15 protein-coding genes are annotated in these 13,492 nt (G+C 52.4%); 8 read left to right on the top strand and 7 right to left on the bottom strand.

The window, feature by feature from the left end:
• Positions 1–14 precede the first annotated feature (14 nt).
• The 3 genes from ACJJIY_RS10075 to ACJJIY_RS10085 all read right to left on the bottom strand — a co-directional run bounded on the left by ACJJIY_RS10075 (position 15) and on the right by ACJJIY_RS10085 (position 2,947).
• Positions 15–905, bottom strand: a complete 891-nt coding sequence (locus ACJJIY_RS10075) for a hypothetical protein (protein WP_445359538.1) — start codon at positions 903–905, stop codon at positions 15–17.
• Between the two features lie 24 nt (positions 906–929).
• Positions 930–1,352, bottom strand: a complete 423-nt coding sequence (locus ACJJIY_RS10080) for a DNA polymerase III subunit chi (protein WP_282933987.1) — start codon at positions 1,350–1,352, stop codon at positions 930–932.
• Positions 1,353–1,480: 128 nt separating this feature from the next.
• Positions 1,481–2,947 carry a leucyl aminopeptidase gene (locus ACJJIY_RS10085; RefSeq protein WP_444894984.1) on the bottom strand — a complete coding sequence of 489 codons (1,467 nt, stop codon included), beginning with the start codon at positions 2,945–2,947 and terminating at the stop codon, positions 1,481–1,483.
• Positions 2,948–3,136: 189 nt separating this feature from the next.
• On the opposite strand from ACJJIY_RS10085, the gene lptF reads away from it, so the two are divergent.
• Together lptF and lptG are read left to right on the top strand one after the other, a co-directional pair.
• Entirely contained in the window at positions 3,137–4,267 is a 1,131-nt protein-coding gene (gene lptF, locus ACJJIY_RS10090) for an LPS export ABC transporter permease LptF (protein WP_444894983.1), read from the top strand.
• The gene (gene lptG, locus ACJJIY_RS10095) at positions 4,260–5,321 is read left to right on the top strand and encodes an LPS export ABC transporter permease LptG (protein WP_444935099.1); all 1,062 of its coding nucleotides are present in this window, start codon (positions 4,260–4,262) and stop codon (positions 5,319–5,321) included. Before lptF ends, lptG begins: the two co-directional genes overlap by 8 nt.
• Before the next feature lie 13 nt (positions 5,322–5,334).
• Here lptG and ACJJIY_RS10100 read toward each other — a convergent pair whose 3' ends face one another.
• Positions 5,335–5,829 (bottom strand): RDD family protein, encoded by a 495-nt coding sequence (locus ACJJIY_RS10100; RefSeq protein ID WP_444892962.1) that lies wholly within the window; start codon positions 5,827–5,829, stop codon positions 5,335–5,337.
• An 88-nt stretch (positions 5,830–5,917) separates the two neighbouring features.
• The gene (locus tag ACJJIY_RS10105; RefSeq protein ID WP_413664649.1) at positions 5,918–6,406 is read right to left on the bottom strand and encodes a hypothetical protein; all 489 of its coding nucleotides are present in this window, start codon (positions 6,404–6,406) and stop codon (positions 5,918–5,920) included.
• Positions 6,407–6,571: 165 nt separating this feature from the next.
• Between ACJJIY_RS10105 and ACJJIY_RS10110 the strand changes: the two genes are divergently transcribed.
• The gene (locus tag ACJJIY_RS10110) at positions 6,572–6,724 is read left to right on the top strand and encodes a hypothetical protein (protein ID WP_413664650.1); all 153 of its coding nucleotides are present in this window, start codon (positions 6,572–6,574) and stop codon (positions 6,722–6,724) included.
• A gap of 26 nt (positions 6,725–6,750) precedes the next feature.
• On the opposite strand, the gene ACJJIY_RS10115 is transcribed toward ACJJIY_RS10110, so the two are convergent.
• Complete coding sequence (locus ACJJIY_RS10115; protein WP_445359539.1) at positions 6,751–7,440, bottom strand: class I SAM-dependent methyltransferase; 690 nt, start codon at positions 7,438–7,440, stop codon at positions 6,751–6,753.
• Between the two features lie 84 nt (positions 7,441–7,524).
• Here ACJJIY_RS10115 and ACJJIY_RS10120 point away from each other — a divergent pair, with 84 nt between their 5' ends.
• The 4 genes from ACJJIY_RS10120 to ACJJIY_RS10135 are packed head-to-tail and all read left to right on the top strand — an operon-like array spanning position 7,525 to position 10,881.
• Entirely contained in the window at positions 7,525–9,162 is a 1,638-nt protein-coding gene (locus tag ACJJIY_RS10120; RefSeq protein ID WP_444894980.1) for a GMC family oxidoreductase, read from the top strand.
• On the top strand, positions 9,159–9,962 hold the full coding sequence (locus ACJJIY_RS10125; protein WP_444914512.1) for a putative RNA methyltransferase: 804 nt from the start codon (positions 9,159–9,161) through the stop codon (positions 9,960–9,962). The genes ACJJIY_RS10120 and ACJJIY_RS10125 overlap by 4 nt, the downstream gene beginning before the upstream one ends.
• Positions 9,963–10,001: 39 nt before the next feature.
• Positions 10,002–10,457 carry a tRNA adenosine(34) deaminase TadA gene (gene tadA / locus ACJJIY_RS10130; protein ID WP_445359540.1) on the top strand — a complete coding sequence of 152 codons (456 nt, stop codon included), beginning with the start codon at positions 10,002–10,004 and terminating at the stop codon, positions 10,455–10,457.
• Complete coding sequence (locus ACJJIY_RS10135; protein ID WP_192879377.1) at positions 10,444–10,881, top strand: ion channel; 438 nt, start codon at positions 10,444–10,446, stop codon at positions 10,879–10,881. Before tadA ends, ACJJIY_RS10135 begins: the two co-directional genes overlap by 14 nt.
• Positions 10,882–10,892: 11 nt before the next feature.
• Here the strand turns inward: ACJJIY_RS10135 and ACJJIY_RS10140 are convergent, their stop codons facing one another.
• Complete coding sequence (locus tag ACJJIY_RS10140; RefSeq protein ID WP_445359541.1) at positions 10,893–11,996, bottom strand: glycosyltransferase family 25 protein; 1,104 nt, start codon at positions 11,994–11,996, stop codon at positions 10,893–10,895.
• A 280-nt stretch (positions 11,997–12,276) separates the two neighbouring features.
• On the opposite strand from ACJJIY_RS10140, the gene ACJJIY_RS10145 reads away from it, so the two are divergent.
• The gene (locus ACJJIY_RS10145) at positions 12,277–13,482 is read left to right on the top strand and encodes a multidrug effflux MFS transporter (RefSeq protein ID WP_445359542.1); all 1,206 of its coding nucleotides are present in this window, start codon (positions 12,277–12,279) and stop codon (positions 13,480–13,482) included.
• The last annotated feature ends 10 nt before the right edge of the window (positions 13,483–13,492 follow it).

A 13,492-nucleotide genomic window follows, 5' to 3' on the forward strand; every position in this document is an offset into this window, starting at 1 on the left:
GCCTGTATTGGTAATCAGTCCCAGACGCCCAGCTCGTCGACCACGTGTTCTATTTGGGCGCGCAGGCGGCGCTCCAGTTTGGGCAGCTGCTGGGCGACGAGTTGTTCGATCAATTCCTGGCGCTGGCGCTCTTTGGCGGAGGGCTCAGGGTCTGCGGCCGGATCTTCTTCGGCGGCTTGGGCCTCAGTGCTTGGAAGCTCAGGTTCTTCCTTTACTTTAGGGGCCGGGGCCACTGTTGCTGGGGCTTCTGTTTCCGGGGGCACTGGTGCTTCGGTTACTTGGGTATTTTCTTCAACTGGCAGGGGCCGTCCACCGGTGAGGCGGGAGCGAATATGATTTGGCAGGAACGGGTTTTCCGCCCGGGGCTCCGGCTGCGGTTCGGGCTGCCTCTCCGGTTGGGCCTCTGGGAAATCTTCAGCTTTGGTTTCCCGGGAATTCTGCTCTAACGGTGTTTCAACCGGTTTATCTTCAAAGGGCTCTTCTTCGATTTGCCCGGTTTCTGCGGAAGCCTGTGGTTCCTCATCCTCTACAGCCAGCTCTTGAAGCGGGCGCAAAAGAGCCAGGTCAGACTCTGCCAGCGACAGGGATTGCTGGGCCAGCATCTCTTCTTCAACCGGTGAAAATAAAATAGGCAAGTCGATATCTTCCAGTGAGGTGTCGATATCTTCGAACTCACTGGTAGCCGGTGTCCCACTGGGTTTCGGTATGTCGGCAATAGTGGGAAGTGTGGGGGGCTCTGGGGTTACAGGATTACCCTGCTTGGCCACCTGGCTGAGCACGGGGATTTCTTCATTGTTTTCGTCGGTGACAAGCAGGTTGTGCAATGAATTAAGTTCATCCAGGAATTCACTGGGCTGCTTGCGCTGCTGTCCGCGGTGCTTGTGTTTGTTTTTTTTGCCGGACATGACTCTCGGACGTAGTTAGAGGCTCTAATTGATCTTATGGGATTGTAACGGATATCCGCGATCGCGGAAGTGACCAAATCGCAATCGGGACCGTTTTAATGGTTCCGGTTGTTGGATCACAACTTCTGCCAAGCGTTCAAAGCGGCTAAACCACTTGGGTACTTTGGAGCAGAGATTGATCAGTAAGCCGTGGTGATCAGCGGGGTCTTCGCCGCTGTTAATTTCTATTTGCGCCTGTTGGTTTTCAGTTTGCGGGGCGTGGGGCAGAAAACTGTCCTCGCGAAATGTCCACAGCAGTTGATCCATCTGCTCCGCCCGTTGCGGGTCGTCTACCGCGATTAATACCCGCATACCCGCGCGGAAGGCTTTCTCAGCCAGGCGGCAGGCAAAAACATCGGCGTGTTCCGGTTGGTCGGAAGAGAGAATATAGAAATCAATGCGAGTCATTACAGATACTGGTCAAATAATCCCGGCCATATTGATATGCCGCCAAAAACAAAAGCGGCCCATTAATCAATGGACCGCCCGGCGGCCGGGCACCGATGGTGCCGGCGGCTATTGTGCGCTTTGGCTACTTATTTGCCCAGTAGATATTCAACCAGTAGGGGAACCGGACGGCCGGTTGCGCCTTTCTGTGCGCCGGACTTCCAGGCGCTACCGGCAATATCCATATGTGCCCATTTGTAGTCTTTGGCAAAACGCGCCAGGAAGCAGGCAGCGGTTACTGAACCGGCTTCGCGTCCACCGATATTTTGGATATCGGCAAAATTGGAATCCAGGGAGGACTGGTACTCGTCCCACAGTGGCATTTGCCATGCGCGGTCGCCAGTAGTTTCGCCGGCCTGGAGGAGGCTCTTGGCCAGTTCTTCGTTATTGGCGTAGAGACCGGTGGCGTGATGGCCCAGGGCAATAACACAGGCACCGGTGAGGGTGGCGATATCAATCACTGCGCTGGGCTTGAACTTGGCTGCGTAGGTGATCGTATCGCACAGAACCAGGCGCCCTTCGGCATCGGTGTTGAGAATTTCGATGGTTTTGCCGGACATGGAAGTCACAACATCACCGGGCTTGCTGGCGCGGCCGCTGGGCATATTTTCAGCAGCGGCAACCAGGCCTACTACGTTGATAGAAGGCTGCAGTTCAACCAGGGCGTTCATTACGCCGAAGACACTGGCGGCACCGCCCATGTCGTATTTCATTTCGTCCATAGCCTGGCCCGGCTTGATGCTGATGCCGCCGCTATCGAAGGTGATGCCTTTACCAACCAATACCACAGGTTTTTCGCTGGCCTTGCCACCTTTGTAATTCATGGCAATCAGGGCGGGGGGCTCGTCGCTGCCCTTGGATACGCTGAGGAAAGCACCCATGCCCAGGGCTTTCATTTTCTTTTCGTCCAGCACGCTGGTGGTGAGCTTTGCATGTTTTTTGGCCAGCGCCTTCGCCTGGGCAACCAGGTAGTTGGGGGTACAGATATTGCCTGGGAGATCCCCCAAATCACGGGCGACATTGCTGCCCAGTGCTTGAGCGGCACCCACTTCCATGCCGCCTTGAATAGCTTTCAGCTGCTTTTTCTCTGGGGCGTGGATGGTGAATTTCGCCAGGGGCAGGGGCTTTGCATCGGTGCGGGACAGGGTGTAGCGATAGCTTGCCAGACCGGCGGCCATGGCGATTTGCTGTGCTTTCCAGCGATTATCGGCACCTTCAACCTCTACTTCGCACAGGTAGCTCGCGGCCTCTTTAAAGTTCTTTACCCCATTGGCACTGCTGGCTGCCAGCTTGCGGAATTCCGCCTGGCTGATGGTGCCTTTACCGGTGCGTACGACCAGAACGCGCTCGCTGGGAACGTCGATAAGATTGATCAGCTGGGTGCTGCCGGATTTGGCCCCCAAGTCCCCGCGCTTGAGGATTTTTGCAATCATTCCCCCGGTCAATTTATCCAGGCTTTTTCCACTTTCGCTGAGGTTATTTTTGGCATCTGCTGAAATAATAGAGCAGGCACTGCGTTGTTTACTGATATCTGCAACCTTGGCGGAGAACTGCATTTTTCGCTTTCCTTAAAATCTGACAATAGATTGCATGTCTCTAGGCCGAGACATAGCAAGAATTTTTAGTGATAATGCGTCGCACAAGTTTAACCCGCCTGCCTATGGATTGCTGTACCTAGAGGGAAACTTGCTCGTTTTTGATTCAGACACCATCACACCGCTGTCACCAAGGAATTTGTTCGCCCTGTGATTATTTTTCGCTATCTCTGCCGCGAGCTGATGCTTGTCACGCTGGCGGTCAGCGCAGTTTTGTTGTTAATTGTGATGAGTCTCCGGTTCGTGAAATATCTAGCCGAGGCTGCGACAGGTGATATTTCAGCGAATGTCCTACTTTCTTTGATGGGTTTCCGCTTGCCGGGGTTCCTGGAACTGGTTCTGCCAATGGGCCTGTTCGTAGGGATTCTATGGGTTTATGGGCGCCTTTATATAGAAAGTGAAATGACGGTTCTGCACGCCTGTGGTTTCAGTGATTGGCGCTTGCTGGGTTACACCATGATTCCAGCTCTGATGCTGGCATTGGTGGTAGCCTCAATGAGTTTGTATTTCTCTCCGGCGGGTATGGAGCGTTCCACCAGTCTGTTGAATGCAGAAAAGGCGCGCAACGAATTTGATCATCTGGTACCAAAGAAGTTTGTGTCCTCTCAGGGCGGCCGTGCGGTTTACTACGCCGATGCGCTGAGCGAGGACAAGTCCACCATGCTGGGGGTGTTCCTGGCGGAGTTGGGGGGCGCGGAGGAGGAAACTGAGGCGGATCAGCAAGTTGTAATCCGTGCCCGTGAAGGCGTGCAGGAAATCGATCCCAAGACGGGGCTGCGCTACTTAGTATTACGCGACGGCTTTCGCTATGAAGGTGTTCCCGGAGAGCGGGAGTATCGCCAGATGAAATTTACTAGTTATTCTGTGATTCTTGAGGTGCCCCGAGAGCGCAGTCGCCAGCAGGACCAGATGGAATCGGCATCGACCTTGGACCTACTTGAGGGCGATACCCCCCAGGAGAAAGCTTATCTTTATTGGCGACTGAGCCTTCCGGTCCTGGTGTTAGTTGTAGCTATTTTGGCTGTGCCTCTGTCTCGTACAAATCCTCGCCAGGGGCGCTTTGCGAAGATGATCCCTGCCATTTTACTGTATATCACCTATTTGGTGATCCTACAGGGGTTAAGGGGGGCAGTTGAGGATGGCAAGATTGCTAATCCAGCAATGATCTGGTTGGTGCACCCACCTTTCGTTCTAATAGGTTTGTTATTGTTGGCGGGAAGAAGTTGGCGCAAGGCGCCACCCAAGCGGTTGCCCGGGGTGGAGGAGCTGCCAAATGAATAAGCTTGATCTGTATATCGCTCGCACAGTCTTAGTTTCAGTCGGTGCGGCTTTGTTGATTATCCTTGGCCTCACAGTCGTCTTTGCCCTAGTGGATCAGCTGGGAGACCTGAAGAAGGATTACGGGTTTATTGACGCAATCAAGTACGTTGCCTGGACATTGCCGGCGCGTATCTATGAACAGCTGGGCTTTTCCGCCCTGGTCGGGTGTCTGGTGGGACTGGGTTCATTGGCAGGTACCAGTGAGCTGACCGTTATGCGGTCTGCCGGAGTCTCAATCGGTCGGATTACCTGGGCGGTGATGAAGCCCATTATGCTGCTGATTTTACTGGGTTTGGGCCTGGCGGAATTTGTTATTCCCAAGACCAATGTAATTGCCGAGAGTGACAAAGCCCGGGCATTGGGTGAGCTGGAGGCGAGCGGTCTGGAAAGTGGCCTGTGGCTGAAAGACAGCGGCGAGTTTGTGCACTTCAACGCGGCGCTGCCGGATGGTGAGCTTTACGGTGTTACCCGCTACCACTTCGGTGCTGATCGAGAGCTGGAGCAGGTGGAGTTTGCTGAGCGCGGCCATTTTGACGGCAAGCGCTGGGAACTGGAGAATAGCCGCACGACCATCTTCACCGGTGAGCATACCGAGAGTGAGGCGTTACCTACGACCGAATGGAAGGCGGAGATTTCGCCAGAGTTATTCGCCCTGGTGGTGCCTTTGCCAGCGGATCTGTCACCGCGCAATCTGTGGGCTTACGGCAAATTCCTCGATCGCAAGGGTGAAGACTCCAGTCGCTACTGGTTGCAGTTCTGGAAAAAAGTATTGCAGCCTCTCACTATCGCGAGTCTGGTGATGGTGGCGATTTCCTTTATTTTTGGCCCTCTGCGGGAAGTAACCACCGGGCTGCGTGTGTTTACCGGGTTGGTGGTTGGCCTGGTGTTCCAGTTTGTCCAGGATATGCTGGGGCCATCTTCCCTGGTATTTGGTTTCCCGCCTTTCCTCGCGGTGCTACTACCGATATTGCTGTGCTTTGGCGCGGGATGGTATTTACTGCAGCGGGCCCGTTAGGGCCCCTGGCCTTCTACTTTTTCGACTTCTTGGGAAGTACGCGCACCTCGGATTCGGAGATAAGGTCATGCCATGTGGCCTTGTCGGATCTGGCCCAGGCAGAGAAGTAACCGAGTCCCAAACAAGCAATAGACAGCGGCGCTACGATGGCGCGGAGGATGCACTGGCGCCAAGTGAGCTGGGCTCCGTTTGGGCTCGCCAGCAGCAGACGCCAGGCGCGCATCCCCACAGTTTGACCCGCAGCCCTCCAGGACCAGAAGTAATACCCTACGATAACCGCTAGAGCGCCCAGCTGGAAGAATGGCCCGCTGACACAGGGGTTGTAGTCATTTGCCGCGGGCTGGCAGTTGAGGCCCACCACGGTAGAGGCAACCATCAGCGCGATAAAGCCGTAAACCACCAGTAGGCCCATCAGTATCAGCAGGTCGTAGAGCAGTGCGGCCAGGCGTGGACCCACCCCGGCAACAGGGAGTTCAGGAAAGGATTTGGGGGTGTTCGAGCTACTCACGGTTATCTCCGCCGGTTTTAAGTGGCGGAGATTCTAACAAACCTGTAAACGGGGAAGGAGAGGTAGCGCGCCTGAGTTCAGGGGCTCCCTAAAACTCCAGCTCAAAAGAGAACTTGAATTTGTCGTCGGACAGAGAGATGCCGTAGTCCACCGAGCTGCCAATCTTGCCCTCGTTGTTGGTGTACCTGAGCAAGCCTGTACGTGCGGCGCGGGAGTTCTGTGTCTTGTAGGTTTCTAGACCCATTCGCAGGATTTTGGATAATGCCTTGCCACCTTTCAGGGGCTTAAACTTATCTGGATTGGTGTGCATCTGCAGCCACTGGTAATTCAGACGTCGCTGTACGTTGCTCATACTATTGGTGCGCAAGTATTCGGCGGCCTGGACCAGGGCTTCGTTATCCATTGCAAATGCACTGTCGGAGAAAAACAGACTGCCGGATTCCATATTCAGGGTTTCATGGGAATCCGGGATAAATAACTCATCGGCAGAACAGACGCAGCACGCGGGCAGAAGAAATAGGCCAACGGTTTTTGGCACTAGTTGATTGGCGCTGAATCGGAAACTGCAGAGTAGCATTCTGTTTACCCCTGGGTGTCAACTTCTCATTTCGATGGCCGCAAGCGGTCGTTGAATTTATTATGGGTCACCCTTAACAAAGCATTTTTTCGAATTAATTAGGCGGCTGATGCAACTCCACTTACTGGACAGTCCGAAAAAGTCATCTCTTTCCTTGGAGGCCGCATGAAATGGATACTTTTTCATTTTTGTCTAAGTGGTCGCGAGCGTGAGCAGGAGCCCGCCAATGTTTTTTTATTATTGTTTTGGTATTTCTGTGCCAATGCTGATGAAAAAATTGTCTTGAATAGCTCCTCTTTCCACCGGATCGGGGCTTAGGTGCCAGGAAAGAGTTCCAAAATGCGCTACCGCAAAATTCTCCCACAAATAATCAGTGAGGATGGGGTTGGTTGGCTATCGGCTCTGGGTTCGTGAATCGCTTCTATGGCAAAGCTGTTGTCACGAAATAGCTGGACCCAACTTTCCAGGGTGCGGAAATACCAGGGAGCGGCCTCTTCAAAATCTCCCTCAATACCTTCCCAAGATCCCGGGCGCCATCCATCTCGATAGGTCTCATTACCGCAGGCCTGATGGGGGTGAAGAGTTTGGATGACAAAATACCCACCGGGCAGCATTAACTCGCGTGCATTGCCGAATAGTTGCTCGACAGATTCCTTTCCGATGAGGGAGAAGTTACACACGATAAGTTCAAACTGCTGTTCCAGTTTTTCGGCGCAAATTTCTTCGTATTGCAATCGCCGGTAGGACTCATTGGCGCCTGCTCGAGCGCTGGCAATATCCACTAAATCTTTAACGCCATCGACACCACAGACTCGAATACCTTGCTCCGCCAGCTTTCTGCTGAGCCAGCCTTCACCGCAACCGATATCTAAAATACTCGCAGGCCGGTACGCCATGATTGTGTTGACAATGGCGGCATCAGTGACCAGTCGGCGGCTGGGAATGGCGGCATTGTCTACTACTTTAGTCCACTCATGAGCATTCTTATGCCAGCAGGTGAGTACCTGATCATCACTGAATTCGGAATTGGGCATGCTTGGGTGACCTCCAGCCTGTCATTATTCACAGCTTGAGTGTACCGTCAGTGGACCATCCAGCTACAAAGGTGCTGAGGTCCCATGTCCACTCAAATGATTTTTGATTATGTGATCGTAGGTGCCGGCTCCGCCGGTTGTGTTTTAGCAAATCGGCTCAGTGCCGAAGAGCAGAATCGAGTTTGTCTTCTGGAGGCGGGTCCTAAAGACCGGAGCCCCTTGATCTCCATCCCTGTCGGTATTGGCGAGTTGCTACCGGGTACTCGCTATAACCTACACCACCATACCACGCCACAAAAGCACCTGAATGACAGGAAACTGTTTTGGCCGAGGGGCAGGACCCTCGGGGGTAGTAGCTCTATCAATGCCATGGTTTATATCCGTGGAAACAGCGATGACTACGATGCCTGGGAAGCAGAGGGTAATCCCGGTTGGGGTTGGAAGGGCCTGTTGCCTTACTTCTTAATGTCGGAAGGCAATGAACGGGGTACTGATGCGCACCACAGTGGCTACGGCCCTCTGTCGGTCTCGGATTTAAAGTGGAAAACCCGATCGGGGCATGCTTTTTTACGCGCAGCTGAGTCCCTGGGACACCGGCCGAATAATGATTTTAATGGCAGCCAGCAAAATGGAGTGGGTTTTTACCAAGTAACCCAACGGCGCGGACGCCGCTGCTCTGCGGCTACAGCTTATCTGCACCCAGTTTCCAGCCGCTCTAACCTACATGTTCGTACCAACAGCCAGGTGGCGAGGATTATTCTCAGGGGAGAGAAAGCGACCGGCGTCGAATTGCTTGATGGCACTAAAATCCTGGCGAACAAGGAAGTGATTTTAAGTGCGGGTGCTATCCAGTCGCCACAGCTATTGTTGCTATCCGGTATTGGGGATCAGGACCAATTGCGTAAATCTGGAGTGACTTCGCAAGCGCACCTTCCCGGTGTTGGAAAAAACCTACAGGACCACCTGGATATCATACAAGTAGTGGAAGCCTCTGAAGCGGTTAGCTTTTCTGAGGCGCTATGGCCGAAGCTCCTCACCGCAATGCGCCTGCCAGAACTGATCTTTTTAAATAAAGGGCCCTTAACCAGCAATGTGGCCGAGGCGGGGGGCTTTGCCAGTTCCAGTCTGGCGGGGGGTAACCCGGATATTCAGTTCCACATGACGGCAGTCCCGACTTTCCAACACGGGTTTAATAAGCGCACCTGCTACGGTTACTCTCTTCACGCCTGTGCCCTGAGGCCTAAGAGTCGCGGTGAGATCACTCTGGACTCCACCGATCCACGCAAACTGCCCAGAATTGAACCCAACTACCTGAGTGAGCCCGAGGATCTACAGGTAATGGTGGAGGCATTTGAAATGGCACAGGATATCCTCGCCCAGGAGGAACTGAGTCGCTACAAGAAAAAGTCCTTGCGTCCAGAGCAGAAGTTGAGTGATAGAGAGTCAATCATCCACTATATTCGCCAGCATGCAGAATCCATCTACCATCCGATAGGTACCTGTCGAATGGGGAGTGATGAATTGGCTGTAGTGGACAGCGAGCTAAAAGTACACGGTGTGGATGGACTGAGGGTTGTGGACGCCTCCATAATGCCCACCCTGATCAGTGGCAATACCAATGCGCCTGTGATCGCTATTGCGGAGAAGGCGGCAGATTTGATTATGCAGCGGTCTTCGCGCTCGTTTGTAAAAGAGAATAGACACACTCAGGAAGTTGAATGATTTGGCAATGCCCGCTTTGTGCTGCCCCCTTAACTTTAGGAAAAGATACTTGGCACTGTACCAATCGACATAGTTTTGATCGCGCGCGTGAGGGCTACGTCAATTTGTTGCCCGTTTATCGCAAGCGCCGCAAAGATCCCGGTGACTCTTCGGAGATGCTTCACGCGCGGCGGCGCTTTCTTCACGCCGGCTACTATCGGCCTCTGGTTGATAGTATCTCGGCGCTCTTGCCCTACAAGCCCGGCCGCCGTTTACTGGATATCGGTTGCGGTGAGGGGTATTACCTGCGAGAGCTTGAGTCCGCTGGCTGGCATGGCCACGGCCTTTCCGGTATCGACATTTCAAAATCCGGCGTGCGTATGGCGGCCAAGCGCGACAGTGGCGCTCAGTTTGTGGTTGCCAGCAATGTGAATTTGCCGGTGGTCTCGGAGTCGGTGGATAACCTGCTGAAGATCTTTGCCCCAGCCCCCGATCATGAAATGGAGCGGGTAATCAAAACCGGTGGCCATTTGGTAGACGTATCCCCTGGCCCCGATCACTTGTGGTCACTGAAGAAGTACCTCTATAAAGAGCCGCGTAAACATCCCGCACCAAAAGTGATTGAGAAGTTGACCCCGGAAGTCGATATGCGTTGCTGTTTCCCTTTCGCATTGAAGGGCAAGCAGGCCATTGCAGATTTTCTCGCTATGACGCCTTTTGCCTGGAAGGGCAACCGTGAAGAACGACAGAAACTCGAAGAGCGCGACAGCCTGGAGCTGGAGGCGGACTTTGTTATTCGTCGTTTTATTAAACATAAATAACAGGCATTTGATAGAAGGTAGAGGTAATAGAGCAGCTTTATGGCGACTCCCAGAGACTTTGGATTTATGCGGCGAGCCCTGGAGCTTGCACAACTCGCTGCTGAGCGCGGTGAAGTACCGGTGGGTGCGGTTTTGGTCCAGGATGGAAAAATCATAGGGGAGGGCAGTAATCGTCCGATTGGGAATTGTGACCCCAGTGCCCATGCGGAAATCGTAGCCCTGCGGGAAGCGGCAGATAAACAACAGAACTACCGCCTGCCAAACACCACTTTATATGTGACGATTGAGCCCTGTACTATGTGCTTTGGCGCAATGGTACATGCGCGGGTAGGGCGGCTGGTATACGGCGCTACCGAACCCCGGGCCGGTGTTGTTGAGAGCCAGCTGGAATTGGCACAAGCCAACTTTTTCAATCACAAGATTACGGTGGAGTCGGGAGTCATGGCGGAAGAGGCAAGCAATTTAGTGCGCGAGTTCTTTCATGATCGACGCTGATCTGGCATTTGCTTTTGTGGTGAACTCAATAGTTGTCGCCACCGTCGTCCTGATTCACCACGAAGTATTGAGTGCCCTTGCCCGGATTGGCCGCTGGATTCCGATCAAGCATAACCTGGCGATTGTCTTGGGGGTGTTTGGCGCTCTGATCGCCCACGTGGCTGAAATATGGCTGTTTGCCTACTGCTACTACTTTATGGTGAATTCGCCTTATTTTGGTACTTTGGTGGGCAACTTTAATGGCAGCCTGCTGGACTGCGCCTATTTCTCATTCACCACTTATACCTCTCTGGGTTTCGGTGATATTGAGCCCCTGGGGCATCTGCGTTTTACCGCTGGCCTTGAAGCCCTTACGGGACTGGTAATGATTACTTGGACCGCTTCTTTTATGTTTTTAAAAATGCAGCGTTATTGGGAGAATTGATCGCAGGGTTCTTAAGATTTAATTCGCGCCGTACGCCCTGTGCGCTGTGTGGGTTTTTCTGCTGGATAGAACTCTTTTGAGTGGAGCCTTAAATAAAAGTGCCTGCCCACACTGCGCCAAAGTTTTCCGAAAGGGTGCAGCCAATAGAGCCACCGGGCGACTTTCGTGCGGTGGATATTGGATTTAACAATGTTGGAGATGTGTTCGTTTTCCCACAAAAGGTGGGGCTCAACGCCATATAGTTTTAGGTCAAATTGCCAGAAGTGATCGAATACCTTGTCGATGGGTTCGAAAATACGGCTGGCATATTTTAAGACTTTCTCCATACCGCGCCGGTTAATCAAATATCCCTGTGCTCCACACCACCCCCGCTCTGGCCGCACTAACTGATGAACACCGTCATTCAAGGTTTGCACGACTTTTCGCTTGCGGACTTTAAGTCCCATCAGTCGAATCATCTCGATATTTTCAGGGAGTTGCTCTAACTCCGCTAAGACGCGGCCAAATGAGGGTTCTAGCTGTACATCATCTTCCAGAATACAGACCCGGTCCAAGCCGGAGCGGTATGCCCGGCGAATTGCTCTCAAATGGGCGAGATAGCACCCAATTTCGGAGTTCTTGAGTTCGCACAAGTGGCGCCACCGGGTGACGTTACTCGCGATATGCTCACCTTCTTCCAGTTCTGGGGTGCCTGAGCGCCCATCAATCCCTTCAATTGTGTTGATATGCAGTCGCTGCATTTTCCCGACGCTGAGTAATAGGTCAACGTCATCACTGTTTGGTTGCAGAGTGATAATCCAACAGGGGGTATTGGCGATATAGGGTCGCTGACGGCGGCCACGCGAGGTAATTGGGCGTCTGGAGCTTAAAGGGAGGCGGCGACGTGGTCTTGTTGGTGGGGAAAGCGGGTGTCGCTTGGGCTTGTGGCTGGTAGCAGCCAGCAGGCCAGGCAAAAATTCCTGAGCTATCACAGTTGCTAGAATGACAGGGCTTTTCCACCAAGAGGTGTTGAAGAAGAGCCGGGCACCACAGGAGCCTCCTGGACGCTTGGAGGTCAGGGCTGAAACACCTTTAGTTATACCGTCTGCAGGCGGTATAGAAGCGTCATGGGCCATTAACTCCCCTGATCTTATGGTCCTAAATTAAGTTGCTACGATTGAAGGTTAAGGTTTGACCTGCCAGTCCGAAAAGGATGAGGGAACTTACTGCTGAGGTGGAAGGAAAGAATACACCGCACTCGAGACACGCTGTGAATACATCCCTGTAAGCTCCTAATCGGCATCCATGCCTCATAGGGTCCCAAGCGCGGTGTATTCTTTCCTTCTCCCTTTTTAGCAATTGTGAAAGGTGTCTTGAAGAGGTGCCAAGGTGGAGTTGGCTCAATAGGTACTGTGGATGAACTCAGGCTTTATAAAAATGGCGTTGATCCTGGGGCTTTTGAGCTCTGTTGGTCCTATGGCCATTGATATGTATCTGCCTGCATTACCTGCGATGACAAAGGCCCTCGATACCTCAACCCAGGTCGCGTCCTATACGCTGATGGCTTATTTTATTGCGTTCGGGGTGTGTCAGATTTTTTATGGCCCCGCTTCCGATATGTTTGGCCGCAAACCGCCGCTCTATTTTGGTTTGCTGGTTTTTACTTTCGCATCTATTTGTTGTGCCCTGGCAACCACTATCGAGTGGTTGATTGCCTTTCGTTTCCTTCAAGGGGTGGGTGCCGCTTCGGTAATGTCGATTCCCCGAGCAATAATTCGAGATTCTTATACGGGTACTCAAGCAACTCGCCTTCTTACGACAGCAATTCTTGTCCTTTCAATTTCTCCTATGTTGGCGCCATTAATTGGTAGTCTGCTATTAATTTCGTTTGGTTGGCGCAGCATATTTTGGGGGATATCCATTGCTACTTTTTTAAGTCTGATACTTGCTATTACGAGCCTTCGCGAAACCTTACCAATGAATAAGCGCATACCATTTAAAATAGGTGCGCTGCTTGAGTCTTATTCGATATTGCTGCGTGATCCCATCTATATAGGGCTTACTTGTATAGGAGGGTTTGGTTTCGCCAGTGTACTTGCTTTTTTTGCGGCAGCTTCATTCTTATATACGAATTACTACGGATTGACCCCAACCGAATTTAGTCTCGCCTTTGCTCTAAATGCGCTTAGTTTCTTCCTGTCGAGTCAATTTTCGGCAAATTTCGGTGCCCGTTTAGGGATGGTGAAGCTTGTGAAGTGGGGTGTGACTGGATTTGTAATAAGCTCGGTGACTATGTATTTAGTGATAGAGGCCGGTTTTGATCATCTCGTACTACTGATATGCATGCTTATCGTATGTAATATGTTTCTCGGTTTAGTTCTTCCGACGGCATTTATTCTCTCCATGGAAAGACATGGCCCTATAGCGGGAACGGCTTCTGCCCTGGCTGGTACTATGCAGTTGTCAATCGGGGCTGTAGCTATCCTGATAACCAGTTTGGTTTTTAATGGAACACCAGAATCGCTTGCTGGGGTAATTGCGGTGTGTGGAATTTTGGCCTTTGTGGTTTCTTGGTTGGTTTTGCGCAATGTAGTCAGTATCACAGCAGATCAGAGCGATTGAGTAATGTCAA

The sequence above is a fragment of the Microbulbifer maximicatervae (SeqCode) genome, assembly GCF_052468155.1.